The following is a 24,389-nucleotide window of genomic DNA, read 5'->3' as shown; positions in this document are numbered from 1 at the left end:
TAGGATATTTTTATATGAAATTAACTATAAATATCAATATATTAATACTTTTGGTTAAAATATCGTGAGAAAACTCTGATTAATATCAATATTATTATAGTATAAACCATAGGAGGTTAGATATATGAAATTTACGGATGGATATTGGCAAATCCGCGAAGGTTATGAAATTCAGAATCCAGCAGATATACGTGACATTAAACAAAACGGTGATTCTATGACCGTATATGCAGCAACTAAAGTTATTGAAACAAAAGGTGATACGCTAAATGGTACTTTGTTGAAGGCTACTTTCAGCTCTCCAATCCCAGATGTTATCCGCGTACAACTTAATCATCATAAAGGCCAAGTGAAGAAAAACCCTGAATTCGAATTGTATACGGAAGAAACCGATGTACAAATCGCAATTGACGAAGGAGTGGCTGAGCTTACAAGCGGACAGCTTAGCGTCAAAGTGAATAGACAAGAAGGCTGGAATATCGATTTCAACTTCGCAGGCAAACGTATGACAGGTAGTGGTTGGAGAGCGCCAGCCTACATTAAAGATACTAACAAGACAGCTTATTTCCGTGAGCAGCTAGATTTAGGTGTAGGTGAATATATCTACGGTCTGGGTGAGCGCTTCACACCGTTTGTGAAGAATGGTCAAATCGTTGATATGTGGAATGAAGATGGGGGTACAAGCTCTGAGCAATCGTATAAGAATATTCCATTCTATCTGTCTAACAAAGGTTATGGTGTGTTCGTAAATCATCCTGAGAAAGTATCCTATGAGATTGCTTCTGAGAATGTATCGCGTGTACAGTTCAGCGTCGAAGGTGAGTCTCTTGATTATTTCATCATTGGTGGAGCTAACCCTAAAGAAGTATTGAATAATTACACTAAATTAACAGGTAAACCTGCACTTCCGCCAGCATGGACATTTGGTCTATGGCTTACAACGTCGTTTACAACCGATTATGATGAAGCTACAGTGAACCATTTCATTGATGGAATGGCAGAACGCGATATTCCGTTGTCTGTTTTCCACTTTGACTGTTTCTGGATGAAAGAATACCAATGGTGTGACTTCGAGTGGGATAAAGATATGTTCCCTGACCCAGAAGGTATGCTTAGACGATTGAAAGATAAGGGTCTGAAGATTTGCGCATGGATTAATCCTTATATCGCTGAGAAGTCTCACTTGTTTGACGAAGGTATGGAGCAAGGATACTTGGTTAAAACAGCTGATGGTAGTGTATGGCAATGGGATAAATGGCAAGCAGGTATGGCTCTTGTCGATTTCACCAATCCAGATGCAGTTAAATGGTACCAAGGTAAGCTGAAGACGCTTATTGGTCAAGGTGTGGATAGTTTCAAAACAGACTTTGGTGAAAGAATTCCAACGGATGTGGTCTACTATGATGGATCTGATCCAGTCAAAATGCACAACTACTATACTTTCTTATATAACAAAGCTGTATTTGAAGTATTGGAAGAGAACTTGGGTAAAGGTGAAGCTGCACTGTTTGCACGTTCTGCAACAGTGGGTGGACAACAATTCCCTGTACACTGGGGTGGTGACTGTTCCGCAAGTTACGAATCTATGGCAGAAACCGTTCGTGGTGGGTTGTCCCTAGGTTTATCAGGTTTCGGATTCTGGAGTCATGATATCAGTGGTTTTGAAATGACAGCTGCACCAGATGTATACAAACGTTGGGTACAATTCGGTCTATTATCTTCACATAGCCGCCTACACGGTAGTACATCATATCGGGTGCCTTGGTTGTTCGGTGATGAAGCGGTTGACGTGGTTCGTGAATTCACGAAGCTGAAATGTAGACTTATGCCTTACCTATTTAACTCCGCAGTTGAATCGACTGTGAAGGGTCTACCCATGATGAGAGCAATGATGCTTGAATATCCAGAAGATCCAACTTGTGCGCCATTGGATACACAATATATGTTCGGTGATTCCATCTTGGTTGCTCCAATCTTCAATAAAGAAGGCGATGTGAAGTATTACCTTCCTGAAGGTACTTGGACGAACTATCTAACAGGATCTGTTCTTGAAGGTGGACGTTGGTACAGTGAGAACCATGACTTCATGACATTGCCGATGATGGTTAGATCAAACACAATCCTTGCAGTAGGTCAACAAGATAACAAAACAGATTATGACTTTGCTGATGGCGTTAGCCTTCACCTGTTCCAATTGGCTGATGGTGCTACAGCGCAAGCTGAGGTCGTTAACTTACAGGCGGAGAAAGAACTTGAAGTTGCAGCTACACGTTCTGGTTCTGTTATCGAGGTAACAACAAGCGGCGTGGGTAAAGCTTGGTCCGTTGTACTTCGTGGTATTCATGAAGTAGGTTCTGTTGAAGGTGGACAAGTAGGAGCAAGTGCAGATGGTGTAGTGATTACACCAGTAGCAGGTGCGGCTTCATTGAAGATTAGCTTGGCATAATCAAGTCAAGAAGAAACCTCATTCATGGATGCAATTTGTAACATGAACAGGGGTGTATGATAATTTTGAACCGAGTCACGATGACATTTACATGGAATGAAACCTCTTTTAGAGCGTTCTCATTCTATGCATGTCGGAGGGGCTCGGTTTTTTTCTAATGATAAGGGTTCCTAAAGCTTTACCCATATATCCACGAAAGTAATGCATACTAAACCTTCAAATATCCCATAATAGGTTGAAAGAAACTCAAAGGTGGTTTAGTAATGAAGAATAAGAAATGGGATCTGCTTGCTCTTGCCTCGATCCCACTCATTATGACATTGGGTAACTCCATGCTGATTCCAATCTTACCTTTAATTTCTCGTAAATTACATATTAGTTCTTTTAAAGTAAGTATGCTGATTACAGTATATGGCATAGTAGCCATTCTACTGATCCCTATTGCAGGCTATCTTTCCGATCGATTCGGCCGTAAAAAGGTCATTATTCCAAGCCTTATTATTGCTGCAGCAGGTGGAGCAGTTTCTGCCGTTGCTGCTTGGCTTACTGATGGTATGGTGGCCTACTGGATTATTTTAGTGGGTAGATTATTGCAGGGAGTTGGCGCTTCAGGCGCCTTTCCTATTGTCATACCTTTGGTGGGAGATATGTTCAATGAAGAAAAAGAAGTTAGCAAAGGGCTCGGAATCATTGAGACCTCGAATACCTTTGGGAAGGTGATTAGCCCTGTACTTGGAGCGGCACTTGGAACGGTTCTATGGTATCTCCCCTTCATCACTATTCCTATTCTGTGTGTTATTTCTCTATTATTAGTGATTTTCCTAGTGGAATCACCTAACAAAAGTAATAATGATACGTCCTTGGCCTCCTTTTTGGTCAATACGAAAGATATATTGAAGGAGAAAGGGCGCTGGATTTATGCTATCTTTGCTATCGGTGGGATTTGTATGTTTATTTTATTTGGTGTGCTTTTTTATTTATCCGACACGTTAGAATCACAATATCATCTGGATGGCATCGTCAAAGGACTTGTGCTTGCCATTCCGTTGGTTTTGTTGTGTTTGTGCTCTTATCTCAGTGGAAAAATTATTGGTGAAAACAAGACAAGAATGAAATGGATCGGTTTTGCAGGCATGGTGCTTTTATGCGTGTGTCTCATTATTATCGGCTTTAGTAGCCAGATCGTTTTTGTGATTTCATTCTTCTCTCTATCTGGAGCGGGAATAGGCCTTGCACTTCCTTGTATGGATGCACTTATTACGGTTGGTATAGAGAAAGAACAGCGTGGGACAATAACCTCCTTATACAGTAGCATGAGATTTATTGGGGTCTCGTTAGGCCCCCCTATTGTCGCGCTATTAGTGAACGCGAATCATTGGGTCTTATTCGGTGTTATGGCTGGAGTTGGGGCGATAGGTGGACTGCTTACATTATTTGCTGTGAAGCCAGAAGAAGCAGATAAAACAGATAAAGCAGGAAAAGCAGGAAAAGCAGGAAAAGCAGGAAAAGCAGGAAAAGCAGATGTAAATCAAAAGTCTATTTTAGAAAAATGGACGTAAAACCATACTTAATATGGCTCAATCTAAAAATTAGTGGTTGACAGAGAGAAGACCTCAGAGGAGTTTTGGAGGAATGTGGACAAGCGGAGCGTTCACCTTTAAAGGAAGATTTCTACCTTATTCAATCCAGTTCAAGAAATCCTCCTTTAACAGTGAGGGTAACATCCTCCAAAACGGAACGCTGTTTCCACTACATTTTATTGTCTACCGCTGATTTTGGTTTTGAGCCCTTAATATATCTGATTTTTTAATAGAATCTAGTAAAATTCAATAATTTGTCATATAAGTTGAGTGATGTGAGACATAATTCGTAGTCATCGTTTAATTAAACCCTATACAATCGTCAGAGAGACAACGATCTGAAGTTAGTAGGGGGGAGTATATAAGATGAAAAGTAAGAATAAGCGTCTACTCTGGGTATTAGCTATTGTAGTTATTGCGGCGGCCGCAATCATTACTACTGTAGTGTATAATACAGCCAATAAGACAGAAGTTGTGGATATGATGCTCTATCCCGATCTTAATCAAGTTCAAGTAGATCAAATACCGGAAGACTTCGATGTGGACAACCAGCCAATGCTAGGAGATAAGAATGCACCCGTTCAAATTGTTGAATTTGCAGATTATAAGTGTCCGTATTGTAAGCTCTGGACAGAGACTGTTTTTCCATTAGTCAAGCAACAATATATTGATACAGGTAAAGCATCATTTGTATATTTAGATTTCTCATTTCTAGGTCCTGATTCTAATCTTGCGGCTTTGGCAGGAGAGACGTTATATCAGCAGAACCCGGAATATTTCTGGAAGTATCATGCACTGATGACGGCTAGGCAAGGGGATGAATCCACAGAATGGGCAACTTATGAATTTATCGTTAACTTAGTTGCTACAGAAATCCCGGAAGTGGATATGGCATTGTTCAAACAAGAGCTTAAAGAACAGAAGTATATCGTTAATGTGAAAAGGGATTTCGAAATCGGCCGCAAACACGATGTTGGAGGTACACCCACGATTTTTATTAATGGGAAGTTATATGAAGAGCCTACGATTGAGCAGATTCAGTCTATTATTGATGGGTTTTAGTGGAAATGGTAACGATGAATTAAATGAACTCGTGTTGAAGGCATAAGGGCAACAGTTTAAATAAACTGTTGTCTTTTTTGCTGTGAAAGGAGGGTTTTTGTTAATGGTTATCGAATGTCGTAAAAGAATAATAATCGTATCAATCGTGGAGGAAAACACATGAGAGCGATATACCCAGGGTCTTTTGACCCGTTTACTTTAGGTCACTTAAATATATTAGAGAGAGCATCAAGACTTTTTGATCACATTGATATTGTCATTGCTAATAATAATTCAAAAGATAATATGTTCACATCTGAGCAAAGGCATGAAATTGTGGCACGGTCAGTAGCTCATTTGAATAGTTCCGTGAGTATTATATCTTGTTCAGGATTAATTGCTGATTACATCAATGATCAGAAGATTGAAGCTATTATTCGTGGGATTAGAGGATCAACAGATTTAGATTACGAACTAAAATTAGAACAATATAATAGCAAAGCTAGTCATGCAGAGACTATTTATTTAACACCACAAACGGAACATTTAAATACAAGTAGTACCTTAGTCAGGATGTTTTTAGAAACGCAAAGAATTAACCTAGCAGCCGAGTATATGAGTTCAGAAGCGCTACAGTATATAGATTCCATTCGTTTAAAGTAGAAGAATCGCTGGTTAAGTGGTTATCAAATTGTAGATGAACAGGACAACGACCTCCGTAGAGATCGTTGTCCTGTTTGTTATGAGGTATGATGGTGAGTTTCGGCGTACTTTCAGATTGTCATGGTTTAATAGAATTTTGATGGAATAAGTTGTATGGCCTATATTTAATGATGAGTTTGTAGGAGGGTTTTGGAAATGAGATGGGAGAAAGTACGCAAGAAGTTCACAGTTGTAGCACTCTCAATTACGATGGTAGCCTCCATAGGAGTTCTAATGGGAATGGATTCTAAGACATTTGCTGCAGGTAGGATCAGTCTATAAAATGAAGAAGTAGAACTCAGCTTTTGAGTGCTACTTCTCTTTTACATGCTTAAATGTATGGGATATTATGGTAGGTATGTTGACCTTTAACATTCTTACATGTAAAATTATAACCGATAATGATTATCATTGTCATAATGGAAAGGGAGTGATCATCTTGTCAAAAATATCTCTGTATGATGAACATGTGGATGTTTCTTCTCTAGATGATTTGTTATTCAAAATTAGAAGTATTGAATACCTACGTGACGCTCAAATGGAGCAACAGCTCATTAATATGCATGTTCTGATCATCGTAAAGAACGGCTTGGGCCGGTTAACGGTTGATCTTCAAGAGTATCAATTGAAACAAGATACCATACATATCGCTCGGCCTGGACAAACGATCGGGGTATCCTTAGAAGATGGGAATGGGCTGGATCTGTATGTGATCAAGTTCGGGGTATTTCGATATGCTGAGCCAATGGATACATGTCCATTGAAGGGGGAGATTAAGATTTATCCTCAGACTCAGCCGATCATATTATGCGATTTGATGTACACCTATTGTCGCAGTGAACAATCACTGGAACGATTTCGTGGGCAGTTTGTTTTTCAGGAGTTACTCTATTGGATCATGACAAATATTCGACACTTACCTGAGTTAGACTCACGAACAGCGTTGGAACGCACGAAAACGTACATCGAATGCCATTATAAGGAGAACTTGACGATTGAACAGTTGGCTCGTATGGCGAAGGTTAGCCCTAAATATTATGTAGACTTATTTAAGAAAACGTATGGTAAAAGCACTATAGACTATGTTACTGAAGTGAGAGTGAATTGTGCGAAGCAGATTATGGTGCAATCTGACGCTCGATTACAGGATATCGCTCATCAGGTTGGTTATAATGACGAATTTTACTTCAGCCGCAAGTTCAAGCAAGAGGTTGGCGTATCACCTAAAGCCTACATGAAGAAGCGTAGGCGTAAAATTGTGGCTTATTCAACGCCCATTCTCGGTCAGTTACTTGCGCTTAAGATGATTCCATATGCGGCACCACTTCATCCCAAATGGTCAGCTTACTACTATAAAATGTATCGTAGGGACATCCCACTACACCTTAGTGGGTACCGATTTAACGAGGATTGGGAAACCAATATAGAATCGATTACCGATGCTGGACCGGATATGATCATATGTTTAGATAATTTAGATGTTCATGAACAGGAGAAACTGAAGGAAATCGCACCAGTTTCCTTCATTCCTTGGATGGATACTAATTGGCGAGAGCAATTGCAACTGACCGCACAATTACTAGAAGCAACGCAAGAAGCAGATTCATGGCTATATAGCTATGATCGGAAGGTGAATGCTACCCGGGAACACTTGAGCCGGGAATTGAAGGGCGAGACGATTCTTGTTATGAGTATTCATAAGAAGTGTTATTATCTGTGCCCTACTCGCGGGATGAGAGATGTACTCTATGATGATTTACAACTCAATCCGCCGTCTGGATTCGATCCTGCTATGTATAATCAGATGATTACTGCGGATCAGCTCGTAGTATTCGATGCAGATCGAATTCTATTAAATATTTGTCAGGAGCCAGAATCATTGAGCCATTGGGAGTGGTTCCAGTCCTCTTCATTGTGGCAGGATTTGAAGGCAGTTCGTAAAAACCATGTGTATTTGATTTCCTCAGATCCTTGGCGGGAATATTCCGCCTATGCCTGTGAACGTATCTTGGATGATCTATTGAAGCTGTTAGATTAGATGGAGATCGTCCATGATGATTCTGGAAATTGTCCATGTTCGTTGGAGATGACGTAGTCTATAATTCAATTGAGAATAATTATCAGTAGTGAGAGGGGATTTATAGACAATGAGTAAGAATGCGTTAGCAATGGTAGTAGTTTCGATAATGATGTTGGTGTTAGTAGCTTGCGGGGATAACAAGGATGCCCAGCCGATTAATGGTGCAGTGGCTCCAAGTTCAAATAGCGAGAAAGTCGTTAGCAACAATTCCACAGAGAATCAGACAACCGATTCAACAGAAGACAGAACGATCACGTATTTAGGCCAAGAATATACCGTTCCTGCTAAAGTAGACAAGATTATCATTGCAGGGGCTATGGAAGCAATGGAAGATGCACTCGTACTTGGCGTTAAACCCGTTGGAGCGACGACAGTAGGTGGGGAATTCCCCCAAATGTTCGCCAAGATTACCGATGGCGTGGTAGGAATCGGGGAAAAGATTCAACCCAATGTTGAAACGATGTTAAAGCTTAAACCTGATATTATACTGGGCAGCACCAAGTTTCCTGCAGAATCATTGGAGAATTTCAGGAAGGTTGGAACGACGATTCCCGTATCACATATCTCAACAGATTGGGAAGCAAATCTGAATTTGCTTGCAGAGCTTACAGGGAAACAGGATGAAGCGAAACAGGTACTACAACAATATCAAGATGAACTCATAGAAGTAAAAGCAAAGGTAGGACCCCTTTTCAAAGACAAAAAGGTGCTAGCGATTAGAATCCGGGCAGGTAACATTGCTATTTTTCCTGAGGATGTCTTCTTTAACCCATCCATTTACGCAGAATTAGGTGCAACGGCTCCGGAGGAAGTATTACAGGCGAAGGCTCAAGAAATGATTTCATTAGAAAAATTCTCGGAGATTAATCCGGATTATCTTTTTATTCAATTTGCGGAAGAAGAAAATATAGATACGCCTAAGTTTTTTGAAGAATTACAGAATAATCCGATTTGGAAAAGTATCAATGCGATAAAGAACAACAACGTATATATCAATCTAGTTGATCCGATTGCCCAGGGGGGTACGGCTTATAGTAAAATATCTTTCCTTGAGGCTGTAAAAAATAGTAATTTAGTTTCGGCGAAGTGAGTAGAGTCTTATGCGATTAAGGATTTCTACGTTGACCCTGATGATATGGATTTCACCGGTTGTCATTGCGTTCACCATGATGCTGTCGATCCTTTATGGCGCTAAGAACATAGAAATGAGTACAATCCGCGATGCGCTGTTCCATTTTGATTCGGGTAATGTGGATCATCAGATCATTATGCAGTCTCGAATTCCGAGAGCGGTAGGAGCCCTATTGATTGGGGCCTTTCTCGCTATATCGGGAGCACTCATGCAGGGGATGACAAGAAATTATCTTGCATCCCCTTCTATTATGGGAGTTACCGATGGTTCGGCATTTGCCATTACGATAGGCATGATATTCTTGCCTAATTCATCCAATATGGAAATGATATTGTACTCATTTGTGGGATCGACACTTAGCATTATCATTGTTTTTGGTCTGGCTCTCCTTCTCCCCGGAGGACTATCACCGATAGGGATGGCAATTTTAGGTACAATATTGGGTACCTTTTTGAGTAGTGTTTCCGCAGCATTATCGATCTATTTTCAAATTTCGCAAAACATTAGTTTCTGGTATAACGCGCGCTTGCATCAGATGGATCCTACACTAATTAAGCTAGCGATCCCGTTTGCGGTGGTCGGCATTCTGTTGGCAATCTGGGTTTCTAAGTCGATATCGATCCTAGCTCTGGGTGAAGATATTGCATTGGCCCTGGGACAAAATACAATGATGATCAAGTTCATTACTACATTAAGCGTTGTCATTCTAACAGGGATATCTGTAGCACTAGCAGGCAAAATCGGCTTTGTCGGACTGATTGTTCCTCATATTGCGCGGTTTTTGATAGGACTTGATTATAAATGGGTTATTCCATGCTCAGGTTTACTTGGTGGTATTTTTCTAGCGCTTTGCGATGTACTCAGCCGATTCCTTAATTATCCGTTCGAGATGCCGATTGGAGTCGTTACGGCAATCATTGGCGTTCCTTTCTTCCTCTATCTAACAAGAACGAGGGGAGGAGGAAAATTTGAATGAGGTTTCGAAGAAACGCTATTTGATGGTATTAGCTATTGGTATCGGAATGATACTGGTTACGATGTATGTGAGTCTGACGAACGGTGTATTCGATATTACGGTCCAAGATGTAGTGCGTACCTTATTGAGAATAGATCCGAATCCAGACCACGATTTGGTTATCTTTGACTTTCGATTACCAAGGATTCTAATTGCTGGACTTGTCGGTATGGGGTTAGGCATCGCGGGGGCTGTGATTCAAGGTATCACAAGAAATGGGTTAGCTGATCCTGGAATTCTAGGGATTAATGCCGGAGCGGGTACGGCAATGGTTATATTTCTGTTCTTCTATCAGGGTCAAATAAAAGGAACTGGATGGGGGTCTATTTTGGCGATGCCTCTGTTTGGATTGGTAGGCGGACTAATGGCTGCGCTATTTATTTATCTGTTCTCTTGGAAGAATGGAAGGTTGGATTCTCAGCGACTTCTGTTGACGGGCATTGCGATAGGGACAGGTCTAGGTGCAGTCTCGCTTTTTTTGACTTTAAAAATGAATGCTTCAGATTTCGAGATGGCGGCAGTGTGGACTTCCGGCAGTATTTATAATGCTAATTGGAGACATATCATATCTATTCTACCATGGCTTGTGTTGCTAATACCGGTGATCGTCAGACGGTCCTATATTCTAGATTTATTCCAAATGGATGAAGATAGTGTTAGAAGTATCGGTGTGTCTACAGAAAAGGAAAAAGCGGTACTCCTATTAAGTAGTATAGGTATCATTAGCGCATGCGTGTCCGTATCGGGTGGAATTGGTTTTATCGGACTGATGGCACCACACATCGCGAGGCGTCTTGTTGGAAGAACACATAAGCGAATTATTCCGGTATGCGGAGTGGTTGGAGCACTACTAGTTATGGTATCAGATCATATTGGGAAAATACTCTTTGCCCCTGCTGAATTACCTGTTGGTATTGTCGTGGCCATTATTGGGGTACCTTACTTTATATTTTTACTTTATAGGAATAAAGTGCGGAACCAATGAATGGAATAACGGGTAAATTCCTTTTGAAAGAATAGTAGGTAATTTATGGATATTGTCCAATAATAGAACTGGATATCATCCATGGTGAGAAAAGTGAACGTGATTTATAATCATAAATGATAACTATTATCATTAAATGAAAGGAATTAACTACGAGTGGATCACAAAGAAATTGAACAAGCACAAGTCACCATCAAGGATAGTACAGACGATAAAGTCACAATACCAAGAACAGAACAACGTATCATGCACGACCGTACTGGAAATCGAGAATATCGAATCTTTGTAGCCATACCTAGTGGAGAAACGCCCCCCTTGGGTTATCCGGTGATTTATTTATTGGATGCTAATGCGATATTCGGAACGATGGTGGAAGCGATACGCGTGCAGGCACGTAGGACTGAGAAGACGGGAGTTGTGCCAGCCATTATCGTAGGTATTGGTTACCTGACAGAAGAGCCGTTTTCTCCCGCACGTCACTATGATTTTACATTGCCTGCATCTCTTACAGAGTTACCTACAAGTCCGGATGGCAGAGCTTGGCCGAAACAAGGGGGGGCAGAAGATTTCTTGACATTTATTCAAGAGGATCTTAAGCCTGAAATTGAACGGAAATTTACGGTTGACCGCAATAGGCAAACGATATTCGGCCATTCACTTGGTGGCCTTTTCGTATTACATGTACTATTTACGAAGCCAGAAGCATTCCAGACTTATGTTGCAGGCAGCCCATCTATTCATTGGAACAAGCGTTTCATGCATGAAGAGGAGCAACTATTCACGGCTCGTTTGGAAGAGGAGCCTGTCAACATCAGAATTCTGATAGGGATGGGGGAATTGGAGAAATATCACAAAAGTCGGATATATGAAAACGCGAAGGACCTTTCAGAACGTTTAGCAAAGCTAGCTAAACAAGGCGTGCACGTGGAGTTTAAAGGGTTTGAGGACGAAGGTCATGGATCGGTTTTACCAGCGTTGATTAGTCGTGCTTTGAGATTTGCATCACGTTCTGCTCTCGTTTCTTCTGAGAAAACTTAAAGATTTTTATGGATCAAAAATATAAAAGTGTAATAGTTCTTAATATATCGTATACATTGAGGCATCGTTGGCGTCCTAACTGTGTTAGGCGCCAATAGGTGTAAATTGATATATGTTCTAACTCTTTTATTGATAATGATTATCATTATTATTAACGATTATTTGTTTATCACTCTTACGGAAGAGAGGAATCTGATTTAATGGACATTATGGGAATCAGGGGAAAAACGGCTCTAGTGACTGGTGCCGCTCAGGGCGTTGGAGAAGCGGTGGTACGAGCCTTACTTGCACAGGGGGCTCTCGTTGCGGCTGTCGATTGCAATGCCGAAAGTCTTGAGAGACTTGTGACAGAACTTCGTGCGGAAGGACGAAATGTATCGGCCTTCCCAACAGATGTGAGTGACAGCGTAGCCGTTGATGAAATGGTAAATCAGATTGAACAGGAAATCGGACCGATTCATATGTTGGTGAACGTTGCGGGAATACTGCGGACGGGTTCGATTGAATTACTTACAGATGAAGACTGGGATACAACTTTCGCGGTTAATTCGACTGGGATTTTCTACGTATCCCGTGCTGTAATTAGGCGTATGGTACCACGGAGTTCGGGTTCAATCGTGACGGTGGGGTCGAATGCCGCAGGTGTTCCACGCATGCATATGTCTGCTTACGTTGCCTCTAAAGCGGCGGCGACCATGTTTACTAAATGTCTGGGTCTTGAGAATGCTGGGCACAACATTCGCTGCAACGTCGTATCACCTGGATCAACAGAAACTCCCATGCAGTGGTCGCTCTGGTCTGATGAGAATGGTGGGCAAGCTGTCATCGCTGGATCACCCGAAGCGTATCGGCTAGGCATCCCGCTCAAAAGGCTGGCCACACCTACGGATATTGCCGATGCTGTTGTCTTTCTAGTCTCGAACCAGGCAAGACATATTACGATGCATGACCTGTGCGTCGATGGCGGCGCTACTTTAGGGATTTGAACATTTAATAAGGAGGCGATTGAAATGATAAGACAAGATGTTATTCCTGTGACAAAAGCAACACAACTCCTTGATAACTATCAGCCTGGCTCGTCCTTCTTCTTATCTTCACCACAACGTACGCTGCTTGCGCAGGGGACGTTCTCGGAGATGCCTACCCATGAGGGAACCGAGGAGTTAGGAAGTTTGCCCGAGCGTGTGACGGCGTTTCTAACTCATGTGAAACAGTCCCAACATAACGTATCCGTCGTCGTAGGTGCGGTGCCTTTTGATCATACGAAGCCTGCGCACCTGATCGTACCCATGACAATTCAGTGGGGGGATGGATTACACTTCGAATCAATGAATCAGAAGGAACAAACATTAACGTCTGAGTATGAGATCTGTGCAATTCCAGAGCCAGCGGAGTATGTACGAGGTGTAGAACAAGGATTAAAGCATATGGAGAGTAGTGATCTTTGTAAAGTTGTCCTGTCGAGAACATTGCAGTTAACCTCGTCAACAATAATCGATACCCGCAAGTTACTTTATAATCTAGCTCGGAACAATACTCATGGTCATGGCTACACCATTGCCGTGGATTTACCCATCCGAGAAGTGGAGGAGATGCAATTAGGAGTTACTCCACCAAGCTCACGGCGGCGAACGCTGATAGGAGCTAGTCCCGAATTACTCGTCTCGAGATCGGGACTGCAAGTACGGGCTAATCCATTGGCAGGATCCACGGCTAGGAGTGAGGATCCTGCGGAGGATCAGCAAAGGGCGGCGGCACTGCTCTCATCTGACAAAGATCTGTATGAGCATGCATTGGTTGTCGATGCTGTTGCTGCGGCACTGCGTCCGTATTGCAAAGCATTGGATGTTCCATCCAAACCCTCGTTGGTACAGACAGCTACCATGTGGCACCTCTCAACGGAGATCAGTGGCGAACTTGCTGATCCCTCAACATCTGCGCTTACGTTGGCGGTCGCATTACACCCGACACCCGCTGTCTGCGGGTCTCCGACTGAAATGGCTAGGGAGGTCATCCGAGAGATCGAACCGTTCGATCGAGGTTTCTATGCGGGCATGGTCGGGTGGTGCGATTCGAACGGAGATGGGGAGTGGATTGTTACGATCCGTTGTGCTGAGGTGGATGATTACTCCCTACGTCTGTTTGCTGGAGCCGGAGTCGTCGTTGGATCAAGCCCAGAGGGAGAACTCTCTGAGACAACGGCTAAGTTCCGTACCATGTTAATGGGCATGGGGCTAAAATGACGATCAGCCCCGATAAGATCAGGAGGGATAATTTATGTTGCTAGAATGCCCCACATGGCCTGAAGAATTTGCAGATCGGTATCGCCAGGCTGGCTGTTGGAGAGGTGAAACTTTCGGAGAAATGTTGCGAGATCGTGCGACTAGACTTGGAGATCGCACGGCGATTAGTAGTGGAGGTGAGAATAGCTGGAGCTACAGAGAGCTTAATACAAGAGCAGATCAACTAGCTGCTGGGTTCCGATCGCTTGGAATTAAGCCAATGGATCGTGTGATCGTTCAACTGCCTAATATTATGGAGTTTTTTGAAGTTGTCTTCGCATTATTTCGAGTGGGAGCCTTACCCGTCTTTGCTCTGCCATTGCATCGAAGCAGTGAGATCGCCTATTTCTGTGAATTTACTGAAGCGGTTGCTTACATTATTCCTGACCAATACGTGGGATTTGACTATCGGGAACTAGCAAGGCAGGTGCAGGACAAGGCTTCAACGGTGCAACATATTATCGTTGTAGGCGATCCGAAGGAGTTCGTGGCATTAGCTGATCTACATGCAGAACCTATGAATCAGCTGGATATTCGTTCTAGTGATGTTGCGTTTCTTCAATTATCTGGGGGAAGTACAGGGTTACCTAAGCTAATTCCTCGTACTCATGACGATTACATGTACAGTCTGCAAGTCAGTGCCGATATTTGCCATCTTAATTCGGATAGTGTATATCTCGCAGCCCTTCCCATTGCACATAATTATCCACTAAGTTCACCAGGTGTACTTGGTACGTTGTATGCAGGGGGTAAAGTTGTTCTTGCACCTAGACCAAGCCCAGACGATGCGTTTCCACTTATCGCACAGGAGCGCGTCACGATCACAGCGTTAGTTCCACCTCTTGCTCTAGCCTGGCTTGAGGCAGCAACATCGCGTCGATACGATTTATCCAGTCTACAAGTACTGCAAGTCGGTGGAGCTAAGTTTAGTGCAGAAGTTGCACGTCGGGTGAAGTCAACGCTGGGTTGTACTTTGCAACAGGTCTATGGGATGGCTGAAGGACTGGTTAACTATACTCGATTGGATGACTCAGAGGAGGTTATTATCAATACTCAAGGAAGACCGATGTCACCACACGATGAGATACGTATCGTAGATGAGGAGGATCAGGATGTTGAACAGGGTCACGTAGGACATTTGTTGACTCGTGGACCTTACACAATCCGTGGTTACTATAAGGCTAACGAGCATAATGCCAAAGCGTTTACTTCAGATGGATTTTACCGTACGGGTGATCTAGCGAGGATGACTTCGTCCGGTTACTTAATTGTAGAGGGACGTGATAAGGACCAAATCAATCGTGGTGGAGACAAAGTTGCAGCCGAAGAGGTGGAGAATCACCTCCTTGCACATACCGCCGTGCATGATGTAGCCGTGGTCTCGATGCCTGATGAATTCCTTGGGGAACGAACTTGTGCTTTTGTTATAACTCATGAATCGGAACACCCACCTACAGGAGCTGAGCTCAGAATGTTCTTAAGAGAACGTGGGATGGCAGCATACAAAATCCCGGATCGGGTGGAGTTCATTGCATCATTCCCACAGACCGGGGTAGGGAAGGTTAATAAAAAAGCGCTACGCGAAGTCATTGCTCAGAAGATTCACAACAATTGAAATGAGGGATTAAATGGCTCTTCCAAAGATTATACCGTATTCAATGCCAACCGAGTCAGACCTGCCGAGTCAAAAGGTGATGTGGAACCCTGATCCGAAGCGTGCTGTCCTTCTAATCCATGATATGCAGCAATATTTCCTAGACGCATTCACTTACGGACAATCGCCAGTGGTTGAGCTTCTTGCGAATATTAAGCTCCTAAGAATGCAATGTAACGCGTTAGGTATTCCCGTGATCTACACCGCACAACCAGGTGGACAGACCCCGGCAGAGCGAGGTCTACTGCAAGATTTCTGGGGAGCGGGAATCAACGATGGTCCTAATCAGAAGAAGATCGTGGAGGAACTCACGCCAAATGAGCAAGACATCGTCCTTACCAAGTGGAGATATAGTGGATTCCAGAAGACAAATCTTCGGGAAATTCTATCCGAACAAGGTCGTGATCAGCTTATCGTAAGTGGAATTTATGCTCATATAGGATGTCTTTTAACGACGTGTGATGCATTCATGATGGATATAGAGCCGTTCTTTGTTGCAGATGCATTGGCTGATTTCTCATTGGAACATCATAAGATGGCGCTGACTTACGCGGCTGAGCGGTGTGCAGTTACGCTTACAACGCAACGTCTGCTCGATGAGCTGAAGCGTGCGCAAGTTACAAAGGTGGAGATTGGAAGTGAAACCGAATTCCCGTCTATGACGCTAGAATCTATACGTGAACAGGTCGCTGAGCTGCTTCATGAATCACCGTCTGATATCGCAGATAACGATGACTTAATTATCAGTAGAGGGCTGGATTCCATTCGGATTATGAGACTAGTCGAACGATGGCGCCGTAGTGGTGTTGAAGTGACCTTCGTGGAGTTGGCTGAACGTCCGACGCTGGCCGAGTGGTGGAGACTGTTGATTACACGCTCACAGCAGGTGTTGCCGAATACAGATTATTTTGCATTATGAAGGGAGGTAGGTATTGATGCTTGATCGTGAGGATGTTCGCTGGTCTTTGTCGGGTGCACAGTCCGGCATTTGGTTTGCCCAACAGATCGATCCAGATAACCCGATCTATAACACGGGGGAGTACATCGAGATTCAAGGACCTGTTGATCAAGTGCGCTTCGAGACAGCACTACGACAGGCTGTTATGGATAGCGAGTCCTTGCATGTTCGCTTCGGCGAGGATAAAGTTGGACCGTGGCAAGTCCTTGATTTGTCTTATGATTGGCCACTGCATGTGATCGACCTCAGCGCAGAACAGAATCCGCGGGAAGTGGCTGAGGCATGGATGCAAGCTGATCTGAGCCGTTCTGTTGATCTTACACAAGGCCCACTCTTTACCGAAGCTTTGTTCAAGGCTGGATCTAATCGTTATTTGTGGTATCAGCGTATCCATCATATTGTGATGGATGGATATGGATTTTCACTTATCGCCAAGAGGGTGGCCAAGAACTACAGTGCACTGGTAAATAATCTGTCAATTGAAGGTGATGTCTTTGGTTCCTTACGTTCGATCTTGCTTGAAGATTCGACCTATCGCGCATCAGAACAATTTGAGCTAGACCGCCAATTCTGGTTGGATCGCTTTGCGGATGAACCTGAAGCGATAAGTCTGGCGGACCGAGCGCCGAGGACGTCGAGCAGCTTCCTGCGCCTTACAGCACAACTATCACCGTCAAGCCAGCACCAATTGCGTACGGTCGCACATCATACCTCAGCAACTTGGCCTGATATTGTGATTGCAGTGACGGCTATTTACTTACATCGTATGACAGGGTCACAGGATATTATTCTAGGATTACCGATGATGGGGCGATTAGGCTCTGTCTCCCTTCGTATTCCTGGTATGGTCATGAACTTGCTACCATTACGCCTCTCGGTAAGACCAGATATGAGCTTGGCAGAACTAGTACGACAAGTCGTTCAGGAGATTCGCGAGATACGAGGTCATCAAAGGTACAGACACGAAGAATTGCGCCGTGACCTTAAGTTAGTAGGGGAGAACCGGAGATTGTTTGGTCCACAGATTAATATTATGCCGTTTGATTATAGTTTGGATTTTGCCGGTCATCGTGGTATGACACACAACCTCTCAGCGGGTCCAGTGGATGACCTGTCTTTTAACGTGTATGACAGGTTCGATGGTAACGGGTTGCGTATTGATCTGGATGGTAATCCGGCAGTTTACACGGCGGAAGATCTTGCCCATCATCAGCGGCGATTCCTACTTCTCTTGGAAACTGTTGCAATGACGAATCAGCATGAGACCATAGGACGGTTGAAGCTTCTTTTGCCTGAGGAAAGTAATCAGGTATTAGTGGAATGGAACACAACGGCGCAAGGGGTCTCTCAGAAAAGTGTGTCAACGTTATTTGAGGTTCAGGTTGCTCGTAATTCTGAGGCTACATCTCTGTTATTCGAAGGGGAACAACTGACTTATGCGGAGTTAAATGTTCAGGCGAATCAGCTTGCACATTTCTTGATTACTCAAGGTGTGGGACCAGAGCAGATTGTGGCTATAGCTTTACCTCGATCTGTGGAGATGGTCGTTGGTTTGTTGGCTGTGCTTAAGACGGGAGCGGCTTATCTGCCATTGGATCCGGATTACCCGTCTGAACGAATTGATTATATGCTGACTGACGCGGGACCCTTGTGTATCATCTCGAATACACAGATTGCCTCTAAGTTTCCTGAAGTGACAAAATTACCGTGGATTGTACTCGATGAGTCCACGATTATCGAAAAATTAATGCACTGTCCTGATACCAATCCGAGTGATGCTGACCGAATTACGCCTCTATTGCCTCTCCATCCTGCTTACGTCATATACACTTCTGGCTCAACAGGCAGACCAAAAGGTGTTATCGTCTCAAATGAAAGCTTGACCAACTTCCTCTTGTCCATGCAGGACCAATTACAACTTCATGTTAATGATCGACTGATGGCTGTTACGACCGTTGCATTTGATATATCGGCACTTGAAATATATCTTCCGCTACTCAGTGGGGCGAGTATTGTCATCGCTCAGAAGACGTCTATTCAAGATCCACCAGCCCTACTGAGGATGATTGAAGAGACGGGAACCACGCTGATGCAGGCTACACCTACACTTTGGCATGCACTTGTTGCTTATAATCCCGACCAACTTCGGAATCTTAAAGTGCTCGTCGGAGGCGAGGCGCTCCCGAGCGCTCTCAAGTTTGCTTTGCAAGAACTTGGTTGTCAAGTCACGAATCTCTATGGACCCACGGAGACTACGATATGGTCAACTGCTGTGAGTTTTTCACGTGAACATGCAGGGATATCTCCTATTGGCTGGCCGATTTGGAATACGCAGATTTATGTGTTGGATGATAGTCTGCAACCCGTTCCACCCGGAGTGTTAGGGGATCTTTATATTGCGGGCGCTGGATTGGCTCGTGGTTATTTGAGGCGACCCGATTTGACTGCGGAGCGCTTTGTTGCTAATCCGTTTGGACAGCCCGGTACGCGGATGTATCGCACAGGGGATCTAGCTCGGTGGTTGGCGGACGGTTCTCTAGATTATGCAGGTCGTGCTGATCACCAGATCAAGATTCGTGGTTTTCGGATTGAATTAGGCGAGATTGAAGCTGTATTAGCTCAACATCAGGGTATAATACAGGTTGTAGTTGTTGTTCGTGAGGATCAACCAGGGGAACAACGTTTAGTGGCTTATGTCGTTCCATCCACAGAAGCTAGTCCCGAGTCGGCTGAACTCCGCCAACATGTTGCCAGCAGTCTTCCTGACTATATGGTACCGTCTGCATTTGTGATGATTATTGAGTTACCGTTAACACCTAACGGTAAACTAGATCGAAAGGCATTACCCACACCTGATCTTACTATGACTGTAAGCGGGCGGGGGCCTAGAACTCCTCAAGAGGAGATTCTATGTGATCTGTTCTCTGAGGTTCTAGGTCTACCTTATGTAGGAATTGATGATGGTTTCTTCGATTTAGGTGGACATTCTTTGCTGGCTTCCCGTCTAATGATCCGAATTCGCGAGGCTCTTGCTGTTGAAATGGGCATTGGTACGCTATTTGATGCTCCAACCGTCGCTAGTTTGGTTAAACGACTCGATCAAGCTCAGCATGCCCGACCGGCTGTTATGCCGATTGATTTACGACCGGAAGAGGTTCCGCTTTCCTTTGCCCAGCAACGATTGTGGTTCTTGCACTGTCTAGAGGGACCAAGCCCGACCTATAACATTCCACTCGTGGCATATTTGACTGGGGAACTTGATAGGAAGGCATTGCAGGACGCCCTACGTGATGTAGTGGATAGGCATGAGACATTACGCACCATTTTTCCAGAGAAATCAGGCAGATCATATCAACTAATTATGGATGTTGCAGATGTTGAGCCTGAGCTAATCGTTGTTAAGATGACTGAGAACGAACTACCCGAAGTGCTAGCTGCCGCTGTACGTCACCGTTTCGACCTCGCAACTGAACCTGCCATTCGAGCTCAGTTATTTGTACTTGGGTCGAACAAATATGTGCTGTTACTACTGTTGCACCATATCATTGGCGATGGCTGGTCACTGACCCCATTGACCCGTGATCTTTCCATTGCTTATACTGCACGCTGCAAGGGGGAAGAGACATCATGGTCACCATTGAAGGTGCAATATGCCGATTATGCACTCTGGCAGCACGAATGGCTAGGTAGTGAGAGTGATTCGGATAGTCTGATTGGAAGGCAGCTAAAATTCTGGACTAAGACGATGAAGAACCTTCCAGATCAGTTGGAATTGCCTACCGACTATCCACGTCCAGCGGCGATAAGCTATCTTGGTGATACCCTTGATTTACGAATCGACCCGGATCTACACCGTCGTCTATTAGATCTCGCTCGTGACAGCAATGCCAGTCTGTTCATGGTGTTACAGTCTGGTCTGACTGCACTACTCACTAGACTAGGTGCAGGTACCGATATTCCGATAGGTAGCCCAATCGCTGGACGTAGCGATGATGCATTGGATGACCTTGTCGGTTTATTTGTGAATACGTTAGTACTGCGTACCGACACGTCTGGAGATCCAAGTTTCCGTGAGCTTCTAGGGAGAGTTCGTGAGGTTAATCTTGCTGCCTATGAACATCAAGACGTTCCCTTTGAAAGGCTTGTTGAGGTTCTCAATCCAGTCCGCTCCCGGTCTAGACACCCCTTATTTCAGGTGATGTTGGCGTTCCAGAACACGCCTGAAGCGACATTGGACCTACCTGAACTCACTACTAGCCTTGAGATCAACACTGTAGGCGCTGCGAAGTTCGATTTAACTCTGGAACTTCGTGAGCATCGTACTGCGGATGGTTCACCTGCTGGAATTGAGGGTTTACTTGAATATAGTAGCGATATATTTAAACGGGATACTGCTGAAGCATTAGCGGATCGTCTGTTGCGGTTATTGGAGGCTGCCGTAGCTGAACCTGATCAAGCGATCGGATGTTTAGAGATTCTTGCACCTGAAGAACGGCAGAAGATTTTTGAGGAGTGGAATGAGGTTGCTCATATAGTGCCACAAGCAACTGTTCCTGAACTATTCGAAGCGCAAGTTACTCGTCGTTCTAACGCTACTGCTGTGATGTATGAGGGTGTCTCATTGAGTTACACGGAATTAAATAGCCGGGCGAACCGTCTTGCACATCTGCTGATAGCTCAGGGTGTGGGAGTAGATTGTCTTGTAGCTCTAGCATTGCCAAGATCTGTAGAGATGATCGTGGGGATACTGGCCATACTTAAGGCTGGCGCAGCGTATGTACCACTAGACCCAGACTACCCAGCTGACAGAGTCGCTTTCATGCTCAGCGACACTGATCCTATGTGCATGATTACGAATACACAGGTTGCGTTCAAGCTACCGGTGACTAAAGATATGTCGCTTATCGTGCTAGATGAGCTAGATACCGTCAATCGAATGGAGCAGTATCCGAGTACCAATCCAAGTCCTGCTGATCGAATCAAGCCATTGTTGCCTCTTCATCCTGCTTACGTCATTTATACTTCTGGCTCCACTGGTAAACCGAAAGGTGTAGTCATACCACATCAGAATGTCGTTCGATTGTTTGCATCAACCAAGGAGGGGTTCCATTTCTGTGCGGATGATGTCTGGACGATGTTTCATTCCTATGCTTTCGATTTCTCAGTTTGGGAAATATGGGGTCCGCTCTTGCATGGCGGTCGACTAATCATAGTACCCCATGAGATCAGTCGATCACCCGCGGAGTTCTTGCATTTGCTTGGACAAGAGGACGTGACTATTCTGAACCAGACGCCGTCGGCATTCTATCAATTGATGCAAGCAGACAGGGAGAATCCGAAACTTGGACAGAGATTATCTTTGCGTTATGTTATTTTCGGTGGTGAAGCTCTAGAGCTTGGACGCCTTGAAGAATGGTATGATCGACATCCTGATAATGCTCCAACGCTGATTAATATGTATGGCATTACAGAGACGACGGTGCATGTCACCTATAATGCACTTGATCGGCAGAGCGTGACTCTGAGTTCCAAAAGTCTTATCGGCCGAGGCATACCGGATCTTCGGATGTACGTGTTGGATGCTATTCTACAGCCGGTTCCACCGGGTGTAATAGGGGAAATGTATGTTGCAGGTGCTGGGTTGGCGCGGGGCTATTTAGGGCGCCCGGACTTGACAGCAGACCGTTTCGTTGCAGACCCATTTGGTCCGTCAGGTACACGGATGTACCGAACGGGTGATCTTGCCCGCTGGCTGCTGGACGGTACGTTAGATTACTTCGGACGTGCTGATTTTCAAGTTAAAATCCGTGGGTTTCGGATCGAGTTAGGAGAAATAGAGGCTGTATTTGCAAGACATCCTAACGTGACACAGGTTGCGATGGTCGTCCGAGAAGACCAGCCGGGGGATAAGCGTCTAGTAGCTTATATCGTACCCGTCTCGGATGTTAGCTTAGAGTCGGGAGAACTCCGTAGGTATGCTGCTAGTAGTCTGCCTGATTACATGGTTCCGTCCACTTTCGTAGTGGTTACTGATTTACCATTAACATCGAATGGAAAGCTAAATCGTAAGGCGTTGCCTGCACCAGATCTTAACGTAGCGCCTATGGGGCGGGGACCGAGGACGCCACAAGAAGAGATTGTATGTGATTTATTTGCCGAAGTGCTTGGTTTGTCACGAGTCGGTATAGATGACGGATTCTTTGATCTTGGTGGGCATTCCCTTCTAGCAGTCCGTCTTATGAGCCGTATTCGTGAAGCGCTTGGTGTCGAACTAAGTATTGGAAATCTCTTTGAGGCTCCTAACGTTGCGGGTCTAGTTGAACGACTCGAAATGGGGAACAGCCAAGGGATTCAAGGGGCATTAAATGTCTTGTTACCGCTTAGGACCAAGGGAGAGAATATGCCCTTGTTTTGCGTGCATCCTGCCGGTGGACTCAGTTGGTGTTATGCGGGGCTGATGAAGTCACTGGGAACAGATTATCCAATCTATGGATTACAGGCTCGTGGTATCGGTCAATCAGAGGAGTTGCCTAAGACACTAGAAGAAATGGCAGCAGATTATATTCAGCACATTCGCTCGGTGCAACCAACAGGTCCGTACCATTTGCTAGGTTGGTCACTCGGGGGGAATGTCGCACAGGCTATAGCTGTCCAGCTTCAGAACGAAGGCGATGTGATTTCTCTGCTCGTCATGCTAGATGCTTATCCGAGTCATTTCTTGCCTCTAAAGGAGGGTCCAGATGAGCAGGAGGCATTAATTGCTCTGCTGGCCTTAGGCGGTTATGATCCAGATAGTATGGGAGATAGACCATTAGATATGAACAGCGCGATCGAAATTCTTCGTAGTGACGGCAGTGCGTTAGCTAGCCTAGAGGAGCCAACCATTCTAAATCTGAAAGAGACGTATGTGAATTCAGTTCGCATTTTGGGAAGCTACGTTCCGAAGCGATATCATGGGGATTTGCTGTTCTTCAGGTCGACTGTCATTCCAGACTGGTTCGCTCCGATCGCTCCGGAAACTTGGAACCCTTATATCGACGGTCAGGTCGAGCAGTATGATATTGATTGTCGACACAAGGATCTGTGTCAGCCGGAACCACTTGCTGAAATTGGGCGTGTACTTGTAGCTAAATTAAACGGTATGAAAAGTTCGGATTCACAATTGCATAGGAGGGAAATAATCTATGACCAATCCTTTTGAGAATACGGACGGCACATACCTAGTATTGATGAATGACGAAGGCCAATATTCACTGTGGCCTGCCTTTGCTCAGATTCCAGCCGGATGGAACGTTGTTTATGAACAAGCCAGTCGTCAGGAGTGTCTGAACCACATCAACTCGCAATGGACTGATATGCGACCAAAGAGCGTACTTTAGTAGAGTGAGTTGAAGGGGTTTTCGGGTACATGGCCATGAAGTGTTTTACAAGCCATAGCTATAAGTAAAACAAGCAGCTCATTATGAGCTGCTTGTT

Annotated in this window: 16 protein-coding genes; all 16 read left to right on the top strand. The window is 44.4% G+C overall.

What is annotated here, in order from left to right; all coding sequences use genetic code 11:
* Positions 1 to 124 precede the first annotated feature (124 nt).
* The 16 genes from yicI (at position 125) to J2T13_RS00210 (ending at position 24,292) form a co-directional block, all read left to right on the top strand.
* Positions 125 to 2,446 carry an alpha-xylosidase gene (gene yicI, locus J2T13_RS00285; protein WP_429367227.1) on the top strand — a complete coding sequence of 774 codons (2,322 nt, stop codon included), beginning with the start codon at positions 125 to 127 and terminating at the stop codon, positions 2,444 to 2,446.
* Positions 2,447 to 2,709: 263 nt separating this feature from the next.
* Positions 2,710 to 4,005 carry an MFS transporter gene (locus tag J2T13_RS00280; RefSeq protein WP_429367225.1) on the top strand — a complete coding sequence of 432 codons (1,296 nt, stop codon included), beginning with the start codon at positions 2,710 to 2,712 and terminating at the stop codon, positions 4,003 to 4,005.
* A 387-nt stretch (positions 4,006 to 4,392) separates the two neighbouring features.
* Positions 4,393 to 5,088 (top strand): DsbA family protein, encoded by a 696-nt coding sequence (locus tag J2T13_RS00275; protein ID WP_429367223.1) that lies wholly within the window; start codon positions 4,393 to 4,395, stop codon positions 5,086 to 5,088.
* 159 nt (positions 5,089 to 5,247) lie between these two features.
* On the top strand, positions 5,248 to 5,730 hold the full coding sequence (gene coaD, locus J2T13_RS00270) for a pantetheine-phosphate adenylyltransferase (RefSeq protein ID WP_429367221.1): 483 nt from the start codon (positions 5,248 to 5,250) through the stop codon (positions 5,728 to 5,730).
* Positions 5,731 to 5,925: 195 nt separating this feature from the next.
* Positions 5,926 to 6,051, top strand: a complete 126-nt coding sequence (locus J2T13_RS00265) for a hypothetical protein (protein WP_429367219.1) — start codon at positions 5,926 to 5,928, stop codon at positions 6,049 to 6,051.
* Positions 6,052 to 6,199: 148 nt separating this feature from the next.
* The gene (locus J2T13_RS00260; protein ID WP_429367217.1) at positions 6,200 to 7,807 is read left to right on the top strand and encodes an AraC family transcriptional regulator; all 1,608 of its coding nucleotides are present in this window, start codon (positions 6,200 to 6,202) and stop codon (positions 7,805 to 7,807) included.
* Positions 7,808 to 7,916: 109 nt separating this feature from the next.
* Complete coding sequence (locus J2T13_RS00255) at positions 7,917 to 8,939, top strand: ABC transporter substrate-binding protein (protein WP_429367216.1); 1,023 nt, start codon at positions 7,917 to 7,919, stop codon at positions 8,937 to 8,939.
* A 10-nt stretch (positions 8,940 to 8,949) separates the two neighbouring features.
* Positions 8,950 to 9,957 (top strand): FecCD family ABC transporter permease, encoded by a 1,008-nt coding sequence (locus tag J2T13_RS00250; protein ID WP_429367214.1) that lies wholly within the window; start codon positions 8,950 to 8,952, stop codon positions 9,955 to 9,957.
* Between the two features lie 22 nt (positions 9,958 to 9,979).
* Positions 9,980 to 10,981 (top strand): FecCD family ABC transporter permease, encoded by a 1,002-nt coding sequence (locus J2T13_RS00245; RefSeq protein WP_429367768.1) that lies wholly within the window; start codon positions 9,980 to 9,982, stop codon positions 10,979 to 10,981.
* A gap of 156 nt (positions 10,982 to 11,137) precedes the next feature.
* A complete protein-coding gene (locus tag J2T13_RS00240) occupies positions 11,138 to 12,019 on the top strand; it encodes an alpha/beta hydrolase (RefSeq protein ID WP_429367211.1) in 882 nt (293 codons plus the stop codon).
* Between the two features lie 200 nt (positions 12,020 to 12,219).
* The gene (locus tag J2T13_RS00235; protein WP_429367209.1) at positions 12,220 to 13,005 is read left to right on the top strand and encodes a 2,3-dihydro-2,3-dihydroxybenzoate dehydrogenase; all 786 of its coding nucleotides are present in this window, start codon (positions 12,220 to 12,222) and stop codon (positions 13,003 to 13,005) included.
* Between the two features lie 24 nt (positions 13,006 to 13,029).
* Positions 13,030 to 14,262: an isochorismate synthase DhbC gene (gene dhbC / locus J2T13_RS00230; protein ID WP_429367207.1), complete on the top strand. Its 1,233-nt coding sequence runs from the start codon at positions 13,030 to 13,032 to the stop codon at positions 14,260 to 14,262.
* A gap of 34 nt (positions 14,263 to 14,296) precedes the next feature.
* The gene (locus tag J2T13_RS00225; RefSeq protein ID WP_429367206.1) at positions 14,297 to 15,916 is read left to right on the top strand and encodes a (2,3-dihydroxybenzoyl)adenylate synthase; all 1,620 of its coding nucleotides are present in this window, start codon (positions 14,297 to 14,299) and stop codon (positions 15,914 to 15,916) included.
* A 13-nt stretch (positions 15,917 to 15,929) separates the two neighbouring features.
* Complete coding sequence (locus J2T13_RS00220) at positions 15,930 to 16,874, top strand: isochorismatase family protein (protein WP_429367204.1); 945 nt, start codon at positions 15,930 to 15,932, stop codon at positions 16,872 to 16,874.
* A 16-nt stretch (positions 16,875 to 16,890) separates the two neighbouring features.
* Positions 16,891 to 24,114, top strand: coding sequence for an amino acid adenylation domain-containing protein (locus J2T13_RS00215; protein ID WP_429367202.1), 7,224 nt, complete (start codon positions 16,891 to 16,893; stop codon positions 24,112 to 24,114).
* Positions 24,098 to 24,292 (top strand): MbtH family protein, encoded by a 195-nt coding sequence (locus tag J2T13_RS00210; protein WP_429367200.1) that lies wholly within the window; start codon positions 24,098 to 24,100, stop codon positions 24,290 to 24,292. Before J2T13_RS00215 ends, J2T13_RS00210 begins: the two co-directional genes overlap by 17 nt.
* Positions 24,293 to 24,389 lie beyond the last annotated feature (97 nt).

The sequence above is a fragment of the Paenibacillus sp. DS2015 genome, from assembly GCF_050433705.1.
Classification (GTDB): domain Bacteria; phylum Bacillota; class Bacilli; order Paenibacillales; family Paenibacillaceae; genus Paenibacillus_AQ.
This window is presented reverse-complemented; position numbering and strand designations above follow the sequence as displayed.

Coding starts and splice junctions, on each gene's coding strand:
- yicI (WP_429367227.1), top strand. CDS start 125: ATGAAATTTACGGATGGATATTGGCAAATCCGCGAAGGTTATGAAATT.
- J2T13_RS00265 (WP_429367219.1), top strand. CDS start 5,926: ATGAGATGGGAGAAAGTACGCAAGAAGTTCACAGTTGTAGCACTCTCA.
- J2T13_RS00225 (WP_429367206.1), top strand. CDS start 14,297: ATGTTGCTAGAATGCCCCACATGGCCTGAAGAATTTGCAGATCGGTAT.
- J2T13_RS00245 (WP_429367768.1), top strand. CDS start 9,980: ATGGTATTAGCTATTGGTATCGGAATGATACTGGTTACGATGTATGTG.
- J2T13_RS00275 (WP_429367223.1), top strand. CDS start 4,393: ATGAAAAGTAAGAATAAGCGTCTACTCTGGGTATTAGCTATTGTAGTT.
- J2T13_RS00280 (WP_429367225.1), top strand. CDS start 2,710: ATGAAGAATAAGAAATGGGATCTGCTTGCTCTTGCCTCGATCCCACTC.
- J2T13_RS00215 (WP_429367202.1), top strand. CDS start 16,891: ATGCTTGATCGTGAGGATGTTCGCTGGTCTTTGTCGGGTGCACAGTCC.
- J2T13_RS00255 (WP_429367216.1), top strand. CDS start 7,917: ATGAGTAAGAATGCGTTAGCAATGGTAGTAGTTTCGATAATGATGTTG.
- J2T13_RS00210 (WP_429367200.1), top strand. CDS start 24,098: ATGACCAATCCTTTTGAGAATACGGACGGCACATACCTAGTATTGATG.
- dhbC (WP_429367207.1), top strand. CDS start 13,030: ATGATAAGACAAGATGTTATTCCTGTGACAAAAGCAACACAACTCCTT.
- J2T13_RS00235 (WP_429367209.1), top strand. CDS start 12,220: ATGGACATTATGGGAATCAGGGGAAAAACGGCTCTAGTGACTGGTGCC.
- J2T13_RS00220 (WP_429367204.1), top strand. CDS start 15,930: ATGGCTCTTCCAAAGATTATACCGTATTCAATGCCAACCGAGTCAGAC.
- J2T13_RS00250 (WP_429367214.1), top strand. CDS start 8,950: ATGCGATTAAGGATTTCTACGTTGACCCTGATGATATGGATTTCACCG.
- coaD (WP_429367221.1), top strand. CDS start 5,248: ATGAGAGCGATATACCCAGGGTCTTTTGACCCGTTTACTTTAGGTCAC.